The organism is Streptomyces exfoliatus, assembly GCF_000725545.1.
GTDB classification, from domain to species: domain Bacteria; phylum Actinomycetota; class Actinomycetes; order Streptomycetales; family Streptomycetaceae; genus Streptomyces; species Streptomyces exfoliatus.
The window spans coordinates 1-18,800 of sequence record NZ_JNZP01000012.1 but is presented as its reverse complement, the minus strand read 5'-3'; the positions used below and the strand labels follow the sequence as shown (position 1 = coordinate 18,800).

Sequence of the window (18,800 nt, the reverse complement as noted above, 5' to 3'; positions counted from 1 at the left end):
AGGGGGAGAGCGGGATCGCGCCATGGAAGGGCGCGGCGGAACGGCGTGTCAGCAGCCGTGCGCGATACGACCCGGAACCCAGGCCGTGGTGCGGGCGAGGCGACTCAGGTCGGAGCTGGTGTACATCCGCCGGTCGCCCCCCTCGGTCGTTCAGGTCTACGTCGAGCGAAAGCTAGTGGCTGACTCCACCGAGGTCAAGGGGTGCCCGGGCCGAGGCCCAGGGCGGCCGCCAGGCGGGCCCGGTGCCAGGACGGCGGGCCGAAGAGCTGGGACGAGCCGTGGGCGCGCTTGAAGTAGCGGTGGGCGTCGTGCTCCCAGGTGATCCCGATGCCGCCGTGCAGCTGGATCATCTCGCCCGCGACCACGGAGAACGCCTCCGAGCAGGCGGACTTGGCGGCGGCCGCGCAGCGGGTCAGCTCCGGTGAGCCCGCGGCGGCCTCCGCCGCCGCGGAGGCGGCGCCGAGTGCGGCCGAGCGGGCCGACTCCACCAGGACGTACGCGTCCGCGAGACGGTGCTTGACGGCCTGGAAGGAGCCGATGGGCCGACCGAACTGGACCCGCTCCCGGGCGTAGGCGAGCGTGAGTTCGAGGCAGCGCGAGGCGGCGCCGACCTGTTCGGCGGCGAGTGCCACGCAGGCCAGGTCGAGGACGTGCGGCAGGATCCGCTCGCCCGCGCCCTCCGCTCCGACGAGCCGGCCCACGGCCCCGGCCAGCACCACGCGCGACTGCGTCCGGGTGGAGTCCATCGTCACCGCCGCCCCGCGGTCCACGCCCGGACCGTCCCCCGACACCTCGAAGAGCGAGACCCCGGCTCCCGTACGGGCCGCCACGAGCAGCACGTCCGCTCCGGCGCCGTCGAGCACGTGCTCCTTGGTCCCGGTGATCCGCCACCCGTCCCCGTCCCCAGGGGCAGCCTCGGCCCGTACGGCCGAAGGATCCCAGGAGCCGTCCTCCGCCCACGCCAGGGCGCCCACCCCGGCACCCGAGGCCAGTCCCGGCAGCAGCCGCGCGCACGCGGTCTTGTCGTCCGAGGCGAGCAGCGCCTGCGTCACGAGCACCGCGGACCCGAGGTAGGGCACGGGGCTCAGCTCCCGGCCCAGCTCCTCCATCACCACATGGACCTCCATGGCCCCGCATCCGGCGCCGCCGTACTCCTCGGGAACGGCGAGCCCCGCGACGCCGACCCGCTCGGTCAGCGGCCGCCAGGCCGCCTGCCCCGGACGGCGGCCGAGTACGGCCCGCACGGCGGACCGCAGCTCCTCCTGTTCCTCCGTCAGCCTCACGCCTCTGCTCCCTTCGATGCGGTACGGGTACGGGTCTGCTCGCCCGCCAGGGGAGCGTGCGGCCTTCAGCGCGCGAGGACGCGGGCGCGGCAGGCGGCCGGGGTGCCCCAGGCGTCGCGCAGGGGGCGGGCCTTGCGGATCCACAGGGCGAGGTCCAGCTCATCGGTGTAGCCGACGGCGCCGTGGAGCTGGAGGGCGGTGCGGGCGGCGGCGTACGCGGCCTCCCCGGCCGTGACCTTGGCCGCCGCGATCTCGGCGGAGGCGTGGTCCGCCCCCTCCGCCAGGGCCAGGGCGGCCGAGTAAAGCAGGGGCTGCGCGAACTCCAGGGCGATGAGCGTGTCGGCCAGGCGGTGCTTCACCGCCTGGAACGAGCCGACGGCGGCCCCGAACTGGGTGCGCTGCCCGACGTATGCGACGGTCCGGTCGAGGAGGGCGCGGCCGAGGCCGAGGGACTGGGCGGCGGTGGCGAGGGCCGCGACCTCGGCGGCGTGCGAGGCAGCGGCTGCCACGGCGGGTCCCCGGGCCAGGACGGTTCCGCCGAGCGGGCGCGCCAGTCGCCGCACCGGGTCGGCGGAGGGCTGGAGGGGGCCGGTGGTCTCCGCCAGGCGTACGGTGTCGCCGTCGACGACGAGTACGGCGTCGGCGGCGTCCGGATCCAGGGCGTACGGGCCGCTCGCGGCCGGCACGCAGAGGGAGAGGAGCGCCTTCCCGCCGGCGATCCGTGGCAGCCACTCCGCCGCGGCCCCCGCGTGACCGAACCCGTCGAGCCCGTCGAGGCGATCGACCTCATCGAGCCCATCGAGGCGATCGACCTCATCGAGCCGATCGAGGAACGCGGCCGCCGCCACCGTCTCCACCAGCGGACCGGGCACGGCGTGACGGCCCAACTCCGCGCACGCGACGGCGAGTTCGAGCGGCATCGGGCCCAGCCCCTCGTGCCGCTCCGGTACGGCGAGCGCGAAGACACCGGCCTCCGCGAGCCGCGCCCAGAGCGCGCGGCCGGGCGCGGTGTCCCCGGCCGCCCAGGCCCGCGCGGCCCCGGGGGTGTCGGCCGCTGTGAGCATGCCGTCGAGCGAGCGGGCGAACTCCCGCTGCTCGTCGTCGAGGAGGAACCGCATCACCGGCGTCCCTTCGGGAGGCCGAGCAGCCGCTCGGCGATGATGTCGCGCTGGATCTCGTTGGTGCCGGCGTAGATGGGTCCGGCGAGCGAGAAGGTGTGTCCTTCGGCCCAGCTGCCGTGTGCGGGCGCCTCCGTGGCCTCGTCCGACAGCTCGCCGTACGGGCCGAGCAGATCGAGCGCGGTCTCGTGCAGGGCGATGTCGAGCTCGGACCAGAAGACCTTGTTGAGGCTGGACTCGGCGCCGATCGAGCCTCCGGCGGCGATGCGCGAGGCGCCGGCGTAGGCGAACAGGCGGTAGGCGCGGGCGCCGATGACGGCGTCGGCGACCCGGTCGCGCAGGGCGGTGTCGGAGGGGTCGGCGTTCTCCCGCCACAGCGCGGTGAGCCGCTCGGCCGCGGCCGTGAACCGGCCGGGACTGCGCAGGGTGAGCCCCCGCTCGTTGCCCGCGGTGCTCATGGCGACCCGCCAGCCCTGTCCGGGTGCGCCGATCACGTCCTCGTCGGGCACGAACACGTCGTCGAGGAAGAGTTCGGCGAAGGCGGGCTTGCCGTCGAGCCGCCCGATGGGCCGTACGGTCACGCCGTCGGCGTCCAGCGGGAACATCAGGTACGTCAGGCCCTGGTGCGGTCGTCCGGCGGCGGGGTCGCTGCGGAACAGGCCGAAGGCGCGGTCGGCGAAGGCCGCCCGTGACGACCAGGTCTTCTGACCGCGCAGGAGCCAGCCTCCTTCGGTCCGTTCGGCCGTGGAGCGGAGCGAGGCCAGATCGGAGCCGGACTCCGGCTCCGACCAGGCCTGGGCCCAGACGACGTCGCCGCGGGCCATGGAGGGCAGGACGCGGGCGCGCTGCTCGTCGGTGCCGTGCTCGAAGAGGGTGGGGGCGAGCAGGTTGATGCCGTTCTGGCTGACCCTGCCGGGCGCCCCGGCCGCGTAGTACTCCTCCTCGAAGATCAGCCACCGGAGGATCGAGGCGCCTCGGCCGCCGTACTCCTCGGGCCAGGAGACGACCGACCAGCGGTCCGCGAACAGGGTCCGCTCCCATTCCCGGTGGGCGGCGAAGCCGTCCTCCGTCTCCAGGGAGGGCAGGGGGCTCTCGGGTACGTGGGCGGTGAGCCAGGCGCGGGCCTCGGCCCGGAAGGCGTCCTCCGCCGCGGAGAAGTCGAGATCCATCAGGCACCCCCCGCCCTCATGGCGTGTACGTCCGTGCAGCCGAGGGCGTCGGGGCCGGTCGCGGCGGTGTGCGCGTGCGCGAGGTGGTTCGAGTGAGCGGACATCCACCCTCCTTCCCTAACAAGTGTTTGGTAGGTTAACGTACGGCCACGAGCGACGTCGAGGAGTTCCCATGACCAACGTCGAGGAGTTCCGCAGAGAGGTCCGCGGCTGGCTGCGCACCCACCTCACCGGCGAGTTCGCCGCCCTGCGCGGGCGCGGCGGACCGGGACGCGAACACGAGGCCCATGCCGAACGGCTCGCCTGGGAGCGGCACATGGCCGCCTCGGGATGGACCTGCGTCGGCTGGCCCGAGGAGTACGGCGGACGGGGCGCGACCCTCGAAGAGCAGGTCGCCTTCCACGAGGAGTACGCCCTCGCCGACGCTCCCGCCCGCGTCGGCCACATCGGCGAGCAGCTCCTCGGCCCCACCCTCATCGCCTTCGGCACACCGGAACAGCGCGAGCGATTCCTGCCGCCGATCGCCGCCGCCCAGGAGCTGTGGTGCCAGGGCTACTCGGAGCCGGACGCCGGCTCGGACCTCGCGAACGTACGGACGCGCGCCGAGCGTGACGGGGACGACTGGACGGTCACCGGGCAGAAGATCTGGACCTCTCTGGCCCACGAGGCCGACTGGTGCTTCGTCGTGGCCCGCACCGAGCCGGGATCGACCCGCCACCGCGGCCTGTCCTACCTGCTCGTCCCCCTGGACCAGCCCGGTGTGGAGATCAGGCCGATCGTCCAGCTCACCGGGACGTCGGAGTTCAACGAGGTGTTCTTCGACGGGGCCAGGACGGGCGCGGCGAACGTCGTCGGCGCCCCCGGCGACGGCTGGCGGGTGGCCATGGCCACCCTCGGATTCGAGCGGGGCGTGTCCACCCTCGGCCAGCAGGTCGGCTTCCGCCGCGAACTGGAGGCCGTCATCGCACTGGCCAAGCGCAACGGCGCCGCCGCCGACCCGCTGATCCGCGACCGCATCGCCCGCGCATGGACCGGCCTGGAGACCATCCGGTTCAACGCCCTGCGCATGCTCGGCGCGGTGGCGGCCGGAGCCCCGGGCCCCGAGGCCTCCATCGGGAAGATCTTCTGGGCCACCTGGCACCGGGACCTCGGCGAACTCGCCATGGACGTCTGCGGCGCCGGCGGCATGCTGGCCGACGGTGAACCGTACGACCTCACCGACTGGCAGCGGCTGTACCTGTTCTCCCGCTCCGACACCCTCTACGCCGGCTCCAACGAGATCCAGCGGAACATCATCGCCGAGCGCGTCCTCGGCCTGCCCAAGGAGGTCCGCCCGTGACCCGCACCCCACCGGACTACGTCCCCGGGCACGGTCTGCTCGCCGGGCGCGGTGCCGTCGTCACCGCCGCCGCGGGCGCCGGAATCGGCGGCGCGACCGCCCGGCGGCTCCTGGAGGAGGGCGCCCGCGTCCTCATCAGCGACGCCCACGCCCGCAGACTGAAGGAGTCCGAGGCCGAACTGGCCGCGGAGTTCGGTGCGGACCGCGTCATCGCGCTGCCCTGTGACGTCACCGACGAGACCCAGGTCGCCGCGCTCTTCGACCTCGCCGCGGAACGCCACGGGCGCCTCGACATCGTCGTCAACAACGCGGGCCTCGGCGGCACCGCCGACCTGGTCGACATGACCGACGAGCAGTGGGACAAGGTCCTCGACGTCACCCTCAACGGCACCTTCCGTTGCACCCGCGCCGCACTGCGCCGGATGAAGGCCGCGGGCGCCGGTGGCGTCGTCGTCAACAACGCCTCCGTGATCGGCTGGCGGGCCCAGCGGGGCCAGGCCCACTACGCCGCCGCCAAGGCCGGCGTGATGGCGCTCACCCGCTGCGCCTCCCTTGAGGCAGCCGCGTACGGGGTACGGGTCAACGCCGTCTCCCCGAGCCTGGCCATGCACCCGCACCTGGTGAAGGTCACCACCCCCGAACTCCTGGCGGAGCTGACCTCCCGCGAGGCGTTCGGGCGCCACGCCGAGCCGTGGGAGGTGGCCAACGTGATCGTCTTCCTCGCCAGCGGCTACTCCTCGTACATGACGGGGGAGGTCCTCTCCGTCAGCAGCCGGCATCCGTGAGACCCGCGCCCGATCGGCGTCGGCAACTCCTGGACACGGCGGCCGAGGTGTTCGCCGCCCAGGGGTACGACGCCACCACCGTCCGCCGGATCGCGGACGCCGCCGGCCTGCTCGCGGGCAGCCTCTACTACCACTTCGACTCCAAGGAGTCGATGCTCGACGAGATCCTCTCCGCCTTCCTGGACGAGCTCCTTGCCGGGTACGACACCGTGCTCGCCGCCGGGCTCGGCCCCCGGGAGACGATCGAGGCCCTGGTCACCGAGTCCTTCCGCGAGATCGACCGGCACCGCGCCGCCGTCGCCATCTTCCAGAAGGAGTCCCGGCACCTCCAGGACCAGCCGCGCTTCGAGTACCTCGCCGACGCGCGCCACAGGTTCGAGACGGCCTGGCTCGGAACCCTGGAGCGCGGGGTCGCGGCCGGGGACTTCCGCGCCGACCTCGACGTCCGCCTCACCTACCGCTTCGTGCGCGACACCGTGTGGGTGGCCGCGTCCTGGTACCGGCCCGGCGGCCGGCACAGCCCGGAGGAGATCGCCCGCCAGTACCTCTCCATGGTCCTCGAAGGCATCGCTTCCCGTACCCGTACATGACCTGACATCGTGGACATCGAAGAAGGAGTGGCCATGGCCGAGGCATACATCGTGGACGCCGTCCGCACCCCGGTCGGCAGGCGCGACGGCGGTCTTTCCGCCGTCCACCCGGCCGACCTCGGGGCGCACGTCCTGAAGGCGCTGATGGAGCGCTCGGGAGTCGACCCGGCCGCCGTCGAGGACGTCGTCCTCGGCTGCCTGGACACCGTCGGCCCCCAGGCCGGCGACATAGCCCGCACCTGCTGGCTGGCCGCGGGACTGCCCGAGGAGGTGCCGGGCGTGACCGTGGACCGGCAGTGCGGCTCCTCCCAGCAGGCCCTGCACTTCGCCGCGCAGGGCGTCCTGTCCGGCACCCAGGACCTGGTGGTCGCGGGCGGCACGCAGAACATGTCGCAGATCCCCATCGCCTTCGCGAGCCGCCAGGCCGCCGTGCCGCTCGGACTGACCGACGGCCCGTACGCGGGCTCCGAGGGCTGGCGCGCCCGCTACGGCGACCAGCCGGTCAACCAGTTCCACGGCGCCGAACTCATCGCGACCAAGTGGGACGTCTCGCGCCGGGACATGGAGGAGTTCGCCCTCCGCTCGCACCGGCGGGCGCTCCGGGCCATCGACGAGGGCCGCTTCGACCGCGAGCTCGTCCCGTACGGGGACGTGACCACCGACGAGGGCCCGCGCCGCGACACCACCCTGGAGAAGATGGCGGGCCTGCGGCCGCTGGTCGAGGGCGGCCGGCTGACCGCCGCCGTCTCCTCGCAGGTCTCCGACGGGGCCTCGGCGATCCTGCTCGCCTCGGAACGCGCGGTACGGGAGCACGGCCTGACGCCGCGCGCCCGCGTCCACCACCTGTCCGTACGGGGCGAGGACCCGATCCGCATGCTGTCGGCCCCGATCCCGGCGACGGCGTACGCCCTGAAGAAGGCCGGGATGACGCTCGACGACATCGACCTCGTGGAGATCAACGAGGCGTTCGCCCCGGTCGTCCTGGCCTGGCTCAAGGAGACCGGCGCCGACCCGGACAAGGTCAACGTCAACGGCGGCGCCATCGCCCTCGGCCACCCGCTCGGCGCGACCGGCACCAAGCTGACGACGACCCTGCTGCACGAACTGGAGCGCACCGGCGGCCGCTACGGCCTCCAGACGATGTGCGAGGGCGGCGGCCAGGCGAACGTGACGATCATCGAACGGCTGTGACGGACCCGGCGTGTCGGAGGCCGCACCAGCGGGAGGCCGCCGGGGTGACATCACCCCGGCGGCCTCCCGCCGTCCGACTCCCCACCGCGGCAGTCGGGGCGGAGGTGCCGTGAGCGGTGCGGTGGTTCAGCCGGTGGCGGGCAGGGCGCGGAGCGTCGCCAGCGCCTCGGTCATGACCCGGTCGACGAGTTCGGCGCAGGACGGCAGGTCGTCGATCAGGCCCGCGACCTGCCCGGAGGCCATCACTCCGAGATCGGTACGACCGTCCACCATGGAGGCCTTGAGCAGCATCGGGGTGTTCGCGGCCAGCAGGACCTGGCTCCAGGTCAGGTCCTTGCCGTGCCTCATCGCCAGGCCGTCACGGACCATCCGGGACCACCCCATGCCGGACTCACGGCGGAAGGCACGGGCGTGCCGCACCGCCCGCAGCAGCGATACGGTCCTGCCCGAGCGCTCGAGGGCGTCGACGAGCTCCGTGCGCAGCATCCGGTGCGGCAGTCCGTCCACCTTCGTGGTGACGGTGACGTCGCCGACCGCCGCGGCGAGGTAGCGGGCCTTCACCGTGTCGGGGACCGTGCTGTCGGAGGTGAGCAGGAATCGGGTGCCCATCGCGACCCCGGCCGCGCCGTAGGCCAGCGCCGCGACCAGGCCGCGTCCGTCGTGGAAGCCGCCGGCGGCGACGACCGGGATGTCCACGGCGTCCACGACCTGCGGGAGCAGGACGGTCGTGGCGACACTGCCGGTGTGGCCGCCGCCCTCCCCGCCCTGCACGATCACCGCGTCGGCGCCCCACGCCGCGACCTTCTCGGCGTGCCGCCTGGCCCCGACGGAGGGGATGACGACGACGCCGGCGTCCTTGAGCCGCGCGATCAGCTCGCGGGACGGGGCGAGCGCGAACGACGCGACCCGCACGCCCTCGTCGACGATGATCCGCGCGCGCTCGGCCGCGTCCCCGGCGTCGGCCCGCAGGTTCACCCCGAAGGGCGCGTCGGTACGGGACTTGACCTCGCGTACCGCGGAGCGGAGCTGGTCGACGGTCATCGTCGCCGAGGCGAGGATCCCGAGCGCGCCCGCGTTCGCGGTGGCCGAGACGAGCCGGGGACCGGCCACCCAGCCCATGCCGGTCTGCACGACGGGATGCCGCACCCCGACGAGCTCGGTGAGCGGAGTCGCGAGCGTGACGTCGCTCATGCCCGTACCTCGCGGTCGCGCAGCCCCTTCGGGTCGATCTCCTCACGGATCAGGCGCAGTTCCTCGGCCGTGGGCTCGCGGGTGTACGGCACCTCGTCGGGCACGGCCAGGGCGAAGCCGGTGGACTCCACCACCTGCGCGACCGTGACGCCGGGGTGCAGGGAGCGCAGCCGCATGGTGCGGTCGGGGGTCTCGAAGTCGAAGACGCCCAGGTCGCTGATGACGTCGGGGAGGCGGTGGTAGCGGGTCGCGGAGGGGCCGGCCGCGGCGGCCCGGTCGTAGCCGACCCCGCAGACCATGTCGACCCGCTCGACGAACACCCGCGTCGAGTGCTTCGGGACCCAATAACTGGTCGGGTTGTTGAGGGTGTTGACCGGCGCGCCGCGCACGCCGAGGAGCTGTCGCCGGGGCCGCTCCCAGTCGCCGACGCAGCTGATGTTCTGGTTGCCGTACCGGTCGAGCTGGCTCGCGCCCATCATCACGTGCCGCCGCCCGGTGGCGACGAGGGCCAGATGCTGCCGGTACGGCAGCCAGCCCTCCACCACCCCCGGCGCGGCGCCGACCGCCGGCACGTCGCCGACGAGCAGCGCCTCGCCGTCGGTGAGCAGCAGGTCGGGGGAGAAGGTGAGTCGGGCCAGGCGGGCACCGATCGTCGGGACGGTGCCCATCGGACTGGCCAGGACCTCGCCCGCGCCCCGCCACGCCTCGGCGCAGGCGACGACGCAGTACTCGGCCCGCGTCGCCGGCGCGGCCGCCGTCGTCGTACCGGTGCCGCTCATGCTTCCTCCTCGTGGAACGCCGCGACCGCGGCCTGGTAGGCGTCCTCGTCGCCGGACAGGAAGCGGGCGGTGAAGGCCCGCCACTCCTCCGGGTCGCGCGCGGCCCGGACGTACGCGCGCTGGAACGCCTCGTCCCGGTCGTGGTCGGGGGCGCAGGAGGTGAAGTGCGCGCCGTTCGGCGTCTCGACGACGCCGTCGACGAACGCCCGCTTGAGCAGCAGCGACTGCGGCCCCGCGTCCTTGAGCAGCTCCGAGGTCTCCACGATCCGCTCGCAGGAGACGTACGCGCTGTCGGCGGCCTCGCAGAACAGGTCGTCGAAGTACGGGTCGGGGCCCAGGTACTGGCCGTTGCCGTGCGCGTCGGAGCGGTTGAGGTGGACGAGCGCGGCGTCGAGGCGGAGGGCGGGGACGGCGACCAGCTCCTCGCGGTCGTCGTACGGCGACCTCACCGTCCGCAGCGACGGGTTGACGCGCATCACGTCCGAGGCGAGCCCGGCCCTGATGGGCATGAAGGGCAGCCGGTGCACGGCGGCGGTCAGACCCCACATGACCATGGCCTCGTCCAGCTCCACGAGCTCGAAGGCGCCGCGCTGCCGGGCCGCGCCGAAGTGCGGTTCCAGGGGGATGGAGTCGAGCGTGGCGAAGGCCGCGACCAGCTTGCGGATCTTGCCGGCGGCGGCGAGCAGCCCCACGTCCGGGCCGCCGTACGAGACGACGGTCAGGTCCGTGAGGTCCGACCGCAGCAGCGCCCGTACCAGGGCCATCGGCTTGCGCCGGGAGCCCCAGCCGCCGATGCCGATCGTCATCCCGCTCCTGAGCCGCCCCACGACCTCCTCGGCGGTCATCGTCTTGTCCTTGGTCACGACTCCTCCTCGCTCTTGTCGACGGCGCCGTCCTTGGCGAACGTGTCGCGGACCCGGTCGGCGACGCCGCTGAGGTTGGCCTCGAAGGTGAAGCCCTGTTCGAAGCGGTAGCTGCGGCGGACGTCCACCGGATCGATGCCGTTGATCGCGGCCTTCGCGAGCCGGATCAGCTGTCCGTCCTTGGCGGCGATCTCCCGCGCGAGGTCGAGCGCGGCTTCGCGCAGGCGCTCGCGCGGGACGACCCGCCACACCGAGCCGTGCCGGTGCAGCTCCTCCGCGGTGACCGTGCGCGAGGTGTAGTACAGGGCCCGCATCAGCTGCTGGGGGACGAGCCGGGCCAGGTGGGTGGCCGCGCCGAGCGCGCCCCGGTCCAGCTCGGGCAGGCCGAAGGTGGCGTCCTCGGAGGCGACGATCGCGTCGGCGTTGCCGGCCAGGCCGATGCCGCCGCCGAGGCAGAAGCCGTGCACGGCGGCGACCACCGGCACCTCGCAGTCGTAGACCGCGGCGAACGCCTCGTAGCAACCGCGGTTGGCGCCCAGGAGGGCGTCGTGCCCGGCGGTGCGCTGGATCTCCTTGATGTCGACGCCTGCGTTGAAGCCCCGGCCCTCGGAGGCGAGCACGACGCAGCGCACGCGGGGATCGGCGCCCGTGGCGCGCACCGCGGCGGCCAGGTCGTACCAGCCTTGTACGGGGAGGGCGTTGACCGGCGGGAAGTCGACGGTGACGACGGCGACGCCTTCGTCGGGGACTGAGGTGGAGACACCCATGAGCGGATCAGCTACCTTTCCACCAAACGTTTGTTAGGCGGAAGATAGCAGCGGTTCGCCCGCTGCGGGAGGTGTCCCTTGGCAGTCATCACCGATCTGTCGGGATCCGTCGCCGTCGTCACCGGCGGCACACGCGGCGTCGGAGCCGGAATCACCAGGGCTCTGCTCGAAGCCGGCGCGGAGGTCGTGACCTGCGCCCGGCGGCCCCCCGACACGCCCGTCGAGGCGGACGGGCGCACGGCCCGCTTCCTCCCCGTCGACCTGCGCGACCCGGCGGCCGTCGGAGACTTCTTCGCCCGGGTGCGCGACGACCACGGACGGCTGGACCTCCTCGTCAACAACGCCGGGGGAACCCCGTACCGGATGCTCGGCGACGGGGGAGCCGAGCGGCAGGCCCGGGTCGTCGAGCTGAACCTCCTCGCCCCCCTGACCGCCTCCCTCGCCGCGTACGAGGTGATGCGCCATCAGAGCGGGGGAGGGGCCATCGTCATGATCGGCAGCGTCAGCGGCACCCGCCCGTCACCGGGCACCGCGGCCTACGGAGCCGCCAAGGCGGGCCTGGACAGCCTCGCCCGGTCCATGGCGGTGGAGTGGGCGCCGCGGATCCGGGTGAACACGCTCGTCCTCGGCATGGTGCGCACCGAGCTGTCCCACCTGCACTACGGGGACGAGGACGGCCTCGCCGCCGTCGGCCGCACCGTGCCGCTCGGCCGGCTCGCCGAGCCCGCCGACATCGGCGCCGCCTGCGTCTTCCTCGCCTCCGACCGCGCCGCCTACATCAGCGGCGCCAGCCTGTCCGTACACGGTGGCGGGGAACGTCCGGCGTTCCTGGACGCGTCCACCGCCCACCACTGACCCCACCCATCGAAAGGACCCAGCCATGCCAGGACTGTGCAACGGACGCGTCGTGATCGTCACCGGAGCCGGGCGCGGGCTCGGCCGCGCGCACGCGCTCGCCTTCGCCGCCGAGGGCGCCGAGGTCGTCGTCAACGACCTCGGAGTCGCCCCGGACGGCAGCGGAGGGGAGAGCGGACCCGCCCAGCGGGTCGTCGACGAGATCAGGGCGGCCGGCGGAGAGGCCGTCGCCCACGGAGGCGACATCGCCACCCCCGACGGCGCGGCCTCGCTGATCACCATCGCCCTGGAGACCTTCGGCCGCGTCGACACCCTCGTCAACAACGCCGGGTTCCTGCGCGACCGCATGCTCGTCAACCTCGACGAGGACGCATGGGACGCCGTCATGCGCGTCCACCTCAAAGGGCACTTCCTGCCGCTCAAGTACGCCACCGCGCACTGGCGCGCCGAGGCCAAGGCCGGCCGGAGGCCCGAGGCGCGGGTGATCCACACCAGCTCCGGCGCGGGCCTCCTCGGCAGCGTCGGCCAGGGCAACTACGCCGCCGCCAAGGCCGGCATCGTCGGCCTGACCCTCGTCGCCGCCGCCGAGACCGCCCGCTACGGGGTCCAGGTCAACGCGATCGCCCCCGCCGCCCGCACCCGGATGACCGAGCGGACCTTCGCCGAGGCGATGGCCGCCCCCGAGAAGGGCGCCTTCGACGCGATGGCCCCGGAGAACGTCTCCCCGCTCGTCGTCTGGCTGGGCTCCGCCGCCTCGGCCGGAGTGACGGGCCGGGTCTTCGAGACCGAGGGCGGCCGGATCACCGTCATGGAGGGCTGGCGCCCGGGCCCGACGGCCGACAAGGGCGCGCGCTGGACACCGGCGGAGGCGGGCGAGGCTGCGCTGAAGCTGCTCGCGGACGCGGAGCCGCCGCAGCCCGTGTACGGGACACGCTGACGGCGGCCCCACGCGGCGTCCCGACCCGACGGACCCGACCCGAGGGACCCTCCTCCGGGCGGCTCTCCCGCTCACCGGGAAGGTGACGCGACTTGTTCCGGGCTCAGGCTGTGGGAGCCGCCCCGGCCCTGCTGATCGTCGCCGTCACCTGGGTCAGCGCGTGGCGGCAGGGCCGCCTGGCCGTCGACGAGTTCGACGAGTTCGCCGAACTCGTCGAAGCGGCGGTCGACCCGTACGGCCTGGATCTGGCGAACGCCCCGGGCGTCCCCTGCGAGGGACGGCTCACGGCCGCCGAGAGCATGGAGATCACCCGAGTCCTCCGCAAGGGAACCTGACGGCCGGACGGAAACCGCGCTCCGGCTCGGAACCCCCGCTCCGGCCCAGGACCGCCTGCTCGCGCCCAGGACCGTCTGCTCCGCCCCCGCTCAGGACCGCCGGCCTCCACCGGCCGGGGGAGGGCCGTCCGGCTCCCAGAGCTGCCCATGGTCCTCGGCGTAGGCGGCGAAGACCTCCTCCGGGCCCCCTCCCGCACGCAGGAAGCGTGCGTCGAGCACGGTCGCGAGGTCTTCCAGCGCCCGGCGCAGGACCGACGCGGAGAGCCTGACGTCGGGGTGCCGCGCTTCCTCGGCCTGATCCGCGAGGCCGAGGGCGTGGCCGAGCTGTCGCGGGAGCGCCGTGTCCTCGTCCGCGTCATGGAAGTAGTACGACTCGGCGTACTGCAGGAAGTCGACGGTGGCGGTGGCCAGGGCGGAGGCGAGCCCGTCGAGGATCGCCGCGCCGCCGTCGGAGTCGAGCGCCCGCGCGTCGGCCCGGCTGCGGCGTACGTGGGACAGCCGCAGCGCCAACGCCCTGCGACGGGCGAGGGCGGGGTAGATCCCGAGGTTCCAGGCCACGGTCGCCGACAGCAGCGCGAAGCCCACGAGGGCCTCCAGAGGAGCGAGGACGCGCAGCCAGCCCGTGGCCGGCGCGATGTCGCCGAGGCCGAGCGTGGCGAGGGTGACCAGGGAGACGTACAGGGCGTCCCCCGGACTCGCGTGCTCGGTCGGGTCGAGCCCCGCCGCGTACGAGAAGTCCTCCGGCATGTGGGGCCAGTACACGAGCCCCCACCCCACGGCCACCGTCAGCGCCCAGACGGCGACCACCATGACCATGCCGAGCGGGCCCGCGAGCCCGGCAGGGCGCCACCGTGCGCCGCGGTGGGCCGAAAGGCGCCACATGCCCCGCATCACGAGCCGGCTCAGACCGCCGTGACGGGTGGGGTGCCAGAGCGTGTGGAAGACGTCCCGGAGGATGAGCAGCACCATGAGGGCGCCCAACGGCGTCGCGATCCAGGCCATTGGGTCACCTTTCCCGCCCGGTCCGTGAAGCCCCCTCCCGGCCGGTGATTTCATCCCGGTGGCGCAGCCTGCCCGCTCGGACGGACGCCGTGCACGCGGACGAATCCGTTTACACCCTGCAGCACGACAAGAGGTGAGGTCAGAGGCGCAGATCACTGGTTGACCAGAATTCCGGTCCGGGTGATAGTGACGGTCGCGGCCGCGTCAGTCCGGCCCGCTGTACCAGGGGTGGGGACTCTTGAACGACACCAGTGACGATGTAAGCGAGCGGGTCGACGCGCTGGTCGCGGCCGGCCGGGCGGCCGAGGCGCGGACCGTCGCGCGGAGCGCGCTCGACACGGAAGGACCCGATGCCGGGCTCCTCCTCGCGCTCGCCCGCGCCCACATGGCCGAGGACGACGACGACCACGATGACGCCGCCGAGCGGGTCTTCCGCGAGGGACTCGACGCCTTCCCTGACGACATAGGTCTGCTGGCCGGGTACGCGGAGCTCTGCGCCGGAACCGACGCGGTGGACCGCCCGGCGCGGAACGCCCGGAGCGTCACGCTCCTCGCCCGCCTGCGCGAGATCGCGCCGTACTCCGTGGAGTTGTCGCGCGCCGAGGCCGCGGGAAGCTCCGTGTCCGCCGACGCCAAGAACACCGCTTCGGTGCGCCGGATGCAGTCGTTCGACGCGGGCCGGGTCTTCGCCGGCGCGCCCACGCCCGGGGCCGCCGCCGCCCAGGCCGCCCACTGGGCCGCCGCCGCCCCGCGCGACCTGCGGCTCGCCGTCCTCGCCGAGACCACGGCAGCCCTCGCCGCCCCCGGCCGGACGTGGTTGCGTCTGCTCCTTCTCCGGAGCCCCGAATACCGCTGCGCGGTCGGTACGGTCGTCGCGCTGCTCGCCGTCCTGCGTCTCACCGTCCCGTCGGCGGTGCCGTACGGCGTGGTGGCGGGTGTGTGGCTGCTGACGGGGCTGCCTTTCCTCGTCCTCCGCAAGCAGCTCCTCGCCGCCCGCGAGCGGGCTGCCGAGCGGATGGTCGCGGCGGTGAACGAACCCGCACGGGACAGCGAAGCGGATGCCGGGGGCGACGGGTTCGGGCCGCCCGCGCTGCCGCCGGTGCCGCGCATGACCCTGCGCGAATACGTCCTCGGCGCGGTCGGAGTCGTCCTCGTCCTGGGCGTCGGCACAGCGGTGTACGCCTCTTCCCTCGCGTACCCCCGCTACGACATCGTCGCCCACGACACCTTCCGGGGCCTGGAGGGATTCGAGCTCCGCGAGCAGTACGACCCGTTCGCCGCCCTGCCCGACCGCAGGGCGGCGGAGACCATGGCCCGGGTGTACGTCGCCGAGGACGCCGCACGCGACGCCGCCGCCGAGTACCTGGTCGGTGTGGCGACCGGAGACTTCCACGAGATGCGGGAGTCGTACCTGTTCGAGGACGGTGGGATCGTCCCCTCGATCACGGCAGGTGTCGGAGTCGTCCACGACACCTGGCGGGCCGGCGCGGGCCCGTACGGAGGCTGGATGCGGTGCCTCCGCTACACCGAGGCGACCACCGGAACGCCCCGGGCGATGTGCATCTGGGGAGACAAGGGCAGCATCGGCATGGTCCTGTTCACGGCGGAGGACGAGAACCAGGACGAGATCGAGGAGACGGCCCGCTCCATCGGCGCCGCCTTCCTCCGCCCGGCCGACGACTGACGGGCCTCCGTCAGCCCCGCGCCGCGGCCGTCGGGAGTCCTTCACGTACCCGTACACGCGTACGGCGCGCTCTGTGGTGATGCAGTGATACTGGCGTGGCCGGAATCGAGAAGTGAACCGCTGGGGGGCGTGGATGGCCGACTTTCGCGTGAGTCGAGAGATGACGTTCGTGGAGTGGAGGAACCCGGCGGTCGCCGCCGAGGTCTATGCGAGGTGTACTACTCCTCGCGGCGAGGTGACCCTGGTCCGGGAACGAGGACCACGGACCCGTCCGGAGGACCACGCCGATGCGGTGGAGAGCTGGACGGTGTCCCTGCGGGACGGAGAGGTCACGCTGAAGGTGCACCGGCTCGTGCCAGAGCCGCTGCGGCTGCGGCTGCGGTGGAGGCTCGGGAAGGGGTACGAGGGAGAGGCGAACGGGGAACCGTTCCGTTTCACCGGCACGTCCGGGCTACGGCGCTCTCGCCGATCGGTCACGTACGAAGGACCCACGATCGACGTCCGGATCGCGCCGCGCGCGTTCGGCCTCCGTCTTGTCGAGCAGGGTGAGGAGGTCGGATCCCGTTCCTTCAGCAATCATTGGAGGCTGCCGAACCCCACGGACCACGCCGTACTGGCCGTCTGTCTCTTCGAGTGGGCCGGGTTGGAGGACCTGCTCAGGACACCCGTGCTCCGGGACCTGTGACGGACCGGCCCTGCGAGATCCCCTGCACGCGACGACATCCTGTCCGGCACCGTCGCGGCGATCGAACGGTCCGGGGCCGTGGAGGACATCGGCCTGCCGGCCCGACGAGTGCTCCTCTCCCTGCCGAAGAGCGAAGCCCCTCGAACCCATCGAGGTCGAGCCAGACGTCCCGCTGCCGCACAGGGCTCGCCAGCGCCACCACCGCCTGCACGACATGGAGGCGGTAGTAAGGCAAGGCAACACCGTGATCAACCACGAGGCGAGACTGCTCACCCCGTGACCTGCACCGCCGACCGAGGAAATCGACCACGCGGACCCGCCCGCAGCCGGAGGGGCGCTCCATCTGCTCGTCGAAGTGGCCTTGACCGGGACGTTGTTGGCCGGCGCTCGGTTGCTCGCGACAGCCGGGAAGTTCAACCGGGTTCCCCGATGGATCAAGCGGGTTCCTCTCGGGGGCGTTGTCCTCGTGCAGTGCGTGATCATTGGGCGTGCCCTGCTGAACATCGCCGGAGCCCGACGGCCTCGGTGACGTAGCGTCAGACGGGGGTCGTTGCCGGGCATACGAAAACCCATCCACCAGGGGCTTCATCCGTCCGTCGGGGCCAACTGGCCATCCAACAGGCGAGATTGGTAATGGCTCACTGTACGGCTGGCCGCTGCCCCGCCCCGGGCCGACCGGTGACCAACGTCTTCGATTACGTATTTCTACTGACGCCTCGGGAACGCGGCGTTGGCAGACTCACTCCATGAGCTTCATGACGGAGCCGTGGTGTCACGCCGGGGAGCTTGCTGACTCCCCAACTGCGCAACCGTCGCCAGCTGTTCAACAGGTAGCGAACGCTGTCTGGTCCATAGAGCCGCGCCTGAACATTGGAGAGTCCTCCGTTGGTTTCCAAGATTCGAGTCCTTCTGGGCATGCTCGTGCTCCTCGCGCTGGCCCTCGGCGCCATCGCCCTGCTCGCGGCCATGAAAGCCGATGCCACCTGGTTCACGGTCGTTCCTCTCGGCATCCTCGTTATGGGCGCGTCCGTCGCCCAGTCGCTCGGATGGTTCAACAAAAAGGGCAGGTGACTGGCCTGGCGCCTCGCAGGGCCCACAGCTTCTTCTGCAGAGCCCTTCTCGCGGGGCAACGAGGTCCGTCCGCCCGGCTCATCCGGGTGCCGTCGTGAGCCGGTCTGCAACCTTCCTGCTCAACTGATCGCGGCCATGGCTGACCGCCCCCGCCCATGTCGGACGGCATTTCATGGGAGGGAGAGGCATGCGCGAGGTGTGCCGGACGACGAACGGGATGAGCGGATCCTCCGCAGGCTCCGCTGCTCGACGACCCGAATCACCAGCCTCGTCCGAGCCGTCCTCACCCTCCATCTGGCCGGCTCAAGCTGAGGATGGAAGAGGCTCCCCGCATCTGAAGCGAGCTCTTCCCGATCCGATCACCGAACTGGTAGCTGTGGTCGGCCGATTCTGCCCGGCAATCGGAACGACAGTCGTGGGAGGAGTCAGGCTGGTCCCGTCAAGGCCGAAGGTCCTTCTTCCTCCGTGGCCATGCGCGCTTGCCTCGCTACCTCGTCACGGCCAGGCTGACCGCTCGGTGCGATCGGCGCCGCCGTCGCCGTCCACCACGTAGGTCAGTGCCTCTGCGAAGCTGGCGCCCAGGTGCCACTGGACGCCCGGTCCCATGGCGAGGACACGCCCGCTCGCCGCCACGTATGACCTGTACTGGATGGACCACATCCCCAGAGGGCTGTAGTTCTCCCCGTATCGGCGCCTCAGTCTCCGAGCCTCCTCGGACGCGTCGATACAGGCGTCGACGGGATCCACGTGCAGCGAAGAGGAAGGGACTCGAGTCGGCGAACTCGAGATCGTCAGTGCGCCGAACTCTGCCCAGATCGCTGTCGCCACGTCGTTGAACTCGAACCCAGCCGCCGCAAGTCGCCGTGTCCAGGTGTCAGTGTCGATCCGTCGCCCCGCTCTCCAGCCGGCGGTCGTGAGCGCTTCCACCACCGAGGGCCCGCAGCCCGTCAACAGTCCACCGATGCGCTCTATGCGCCCACCCCGTCTCCTCAGCGAGTCTGCTGTCACGTAAGTCTGACATCGCAGTGCGGCGGCCCGTCCGGGCGGGGTTCCCAGTCGGTTGTGCGCTGTGGTGCCAACCCCTGGGCGCCGGAGGTCAACACGGCCGGTGGGGCCGCTCGTAGCTTGAAGGAGTGCCGGGCCGCGGGAGTGCGGC

At 72.6% G+C, this 18,800-nt stretch carries 19 protein-coding genes and 1 pseudogene; 11 read left to right on the top strand and 9 right to left on the bottom strand.

All coding sequences use genetic code 11. The features are described from left to right. Nucleotides 1-194 precede the first annotated feature (194 nt). The 3 genes from IO20_RS0114405 to IO20_RS0114395 all read right to left on the bottom strand — a co-directional run bounded on the left by IO20_RS0114405 (nucleotide 195) and on the right by IO20_RS0114395 (nucleotide 3,570). On the bottom strand, nucleotides 195-1,283 hold the full coding sequence (locus tag IO20_RS0114405; RefSeq protein ID WP_030545210.1) for an acyl-CoA dehydrogenase family protein: 1,089 nt from the start codon (nucleotides 1,281-1,283) through the stop codon (nucleotides 195-197). A gap of 65 nt (nucleotides 1,284-1,348) precedes the next feature. Continuing rightward, nucleotides 1,349-2,401: an acyl-CoA dehydrogenase family protein gene (locus IO20_RS0114400; RefSeq protein WP_030545207.1), complete on the bottom strand. Its 1,053-nt coding sequence runs from the start codon at nucleotides 2,399-2,401 to the stop codon at nucleotides 1,349-1,351. Further along, on the bottom strand, nucleotides 2,401-3,570 hold the full coding sequence (locus IO20_RS0114395) for an acyl-CoA dehydrogenase family protein (protein ID WP_030545205.1): 1,170 nt from the start codon (nucleotides 3,568-3,570) through the stop codon (nucleotides 2,401-2,403). The genes IO20_RS0114400 and IO20_RS0114395 overlap by 1 nt, the downstream gene beginning before the upstream one ends. Before the next feature lie 172 nt (nucleotides 3,571-3,742). On the opposite strand from IO20_RS0114395, the gene IO20_RS0114385 reads away from it, so the two are divergent. From IO20_RS0114385 to IO20_RS0114370, 4 genes are read left to right on the top strand one after another with little or no spacing between them, the layout of a single operon-like run. Beyond that, the gene (locus tag IO20_RS0114385; RefSeq protein ID WP_030545203.1) at nucleotides 3,743-4,909 is read left to right on the top strand and encodes an acyl-CoA dehydrogenase family protein; all 1,167 of its coding nucleotides are present in this window, start codon (nucleotides 3,743-3,745) and stop codon (nucleotides 4,907-4,909) included. Further along, nucleotides 4,906-5,694, top strand: a complete 789-nt coding sequence (locus tag IO20_RS0114380) for an SDR family oxidoreductase (RefSeq protein WP_030545201.1) — start codon at nucleotides 4,906-4,908, stop codon at nucleotides 5,692-5,694. Before IO20_RS0114385 ends, IO20_RS0114380 begins: the two co-directional genes overlap by 4 nt. Next, entirely contained in the window at nucleotides 5,691-6,284 is a 594-nt protein-coding gene (locus tag IO20_RS0114375; protein WP_030545199.1) for a TetR/AcrR family transcriptional regulator, read from the top strand. Before IO20_RS0114380 ends, IO20_RS0114375 begins: the two co-directional genes overlap by 4 nt. A 33-nt stretch (nucleotides 6,285-6,317) precedes the next feature. Continuing rightward, complete coding sequence (locus tag IO20_RS0114370; protein WP_030545197.1) at nucleotides 6,318-7,475, top strand: acetyl-CoA C-acetyltransferase; 1,158 nt, start codon at nucleotides 6,318-6,320, stop codon at nucleotides 7,473-7,475. Nucleotides 7,476-7,601: 126 nt separating this feature from the next. Here the strand turns inward: IO20_RS0114370 and IO20_RS0114365 are convergent, their stop codons facing one another. From IO20_RS0114365 to IO20_RS0114350, 4 genes are read right to left on the bottom strand one after another with little or no spacing between them, the layout of a single operon-like run. Further along, nucleotides 7,602-8,666, bottom strand: a complete 1,065-nt coding sequence (locus IO20_RS0114365) for an NAD(P)H-dependent flavin oxidoreductase (RefSeq protein ID WP_037635484.1) — start codon at nucleotides 8,664-8,666, stop codon at nucleotides 7,602-7,604. After that, on the bottom strand, nucleotides 8,663-9,445 hold the full coding sequence (locus tag IO20_RS0114360) for a CoA-transferase subunit beta (protein ID WP_030545194.1): 783 nt from the start codon (nucleotides 9,443-9,445) through the stop codon (nucleotides 8,663-8,665). The genes IO20_RS0114365 and IO20_RS0114360 overlap by 4 nt, the downstream gene beginning before the upstream one ends. After that, nucleotides 9,442-10,290 (bottom strand): CoA transferase subunit A, encoded by an 849-nt coding sequence (locus tag IO20_RS0114355; protein WP_030545193.1) that lies wholly within the window; start codon nucleotides 10,288-10,290, stop codon nucleotides 9,442-9,444. Before IO20_RS0114355 ends, IO20_RS0114360 begins: the two co-directional genes overlap by 4 nt. Nucleotides 10,291-10,304: 14 nt before the next feature. Further along, entirely contained in the window at nucleotides 10,305-11,075 is a 771-nt protein-coding gene (locus IO20_RS0114350; protein WP_037635481.1) for an enoyl-CoA hydratase family protein, read from the bottom strand. Nucleotides 11,076-11,153: 78 nt separating this feature from the next. Between IO20_RS0114350 and IO20_RS0114345 the strand changes: the two genes are divergently transcribed. The 3 genes from IO20_RS0114345 to IO20_RS0114335 all read left to right on the top strand — a co-directional run bounded on the left by IO20_RS0114345 (nucleotide 11,154) and on the right by IO20_RS0114335 (nucleotide 13,202). Next, nucleotides 11,154-11,930, top strand: a complete 777-nt coding sequence (locus IO20_RS0114345) for an SDR family oxidoreductase (RefSeq protein WP_030545189.1) — start codon at nucleotides 11,154-11,156, stop codon at nucleotides 11,928-11,930. A gap of 25 nt (nucleotides 11,931-11,955) precedes the next feature. After that, entirely contained in the window at nucleotides 11,956-12,867 is a 912-nt protein-coding gene (locus tag IO20_RS0114340) for an SDR family oxidoreductase (RefSeq protein ID WP_030545187.1), read from the top strand. Nucleotides 12,868-12,959: 92 nt separating this feature from the next. Continuing rightward, entirely contained in the window at nucleotides 12,960-13,202 is a 243-nt protein-coding gene (locus IO20_RS0114335; protein ID WP_157850775.1) for a hypothetical protein, read from the top strand. A gap of 90 nt (nucleotides 13,203-13,292) precedes the next feature. Here IO20_RS0114335 and IO20_RS0114330 read toward each other — a convergent pair whose 3' ends face one another. Beyond that, nucleotides 13,293-14,204 (bottom strand): potassium channel family protein, encoded by a 912-nt coding sequence (locus IO20_RS0114330; protein ID WP_051874192.1) that lies wholly within the window; start codon nucleotides 14,202-14,204, stop codon nucleotides 13,293-13,295. A gap of 238 nt (nucleotides 14,205-14,442) precedes the next feature. Between IO20_RS0114330 and IO20_RS37610 the strand changes: the two genes are divergently transcribed. From IO20_RS37610 to IO20_RS39695, 4 genes and pseudogenes are all read left to right on the top strand, one after another. Continuing rightward, nucleotides 14,443-15,888, top strand: a complete 1,446-nt coding sequence (locus IO20_RS37610; protein ID WP_051874191.1) for a hypothetical protein — start codon at nucleotides 14,443-14,445, stop codon at nucleotides 15,886-15,888. 160 nt (nucleotides 15,889-16,048) lie between these two features. Next, nucleotides 16,049-16,573 carry a hypothetical protein gene (locus IO20_RS0114320; protein ID WP_157850774.1) on the top strand — a complete coding sequence of 175 codons (525 nt, stop codon included), beginning with the start codon at nucleotides 16,049-16,051 and terminating at the stop codon, nucleotides 16,571-16,573. 885 nt (nucleotides 16,574-17,458) lie between these two features. Continuing rightward, nucleotides 17,459-17,644, top strand: a complete 186-nt coding sequence (locus IO20_RS0114315; RefSeq protein WP_030545177.1) for a hypothetical protein — start codon at nucleotides 17,459-17,461, stop codon at nucleotides 17,642-17,644. 222 nt (nucleotides 17,645-17,866) lie between these two features. Then, nucleotides 17,867-17,956 (top strand): annotated as a pseudogene (locus IO20_RS39695) (IS5/IS1182 family transposase); the annotation flags it as partial. Between the two features lie 183 nt (nucleotides 17,957-18,139). On the opposite strand, the gene IO20_RS0114310 reads toward IO20_RS39695, so the two are convergent. Beyond that, nucleotides 18,140-18,652 (bottom strand): SUKH-3 domain-containing protein, encoded by a 513-nt coding sequence (locus IO20_RS0114310; RefSeq protein WP_157850773.1) that lies wholly within the window; start codon nucleotides 18,650-18,652, stop codon nucleotides 18,140-18,142. Nucleotides 18,653-18,800: the final 148 nt, after the last annotated feature.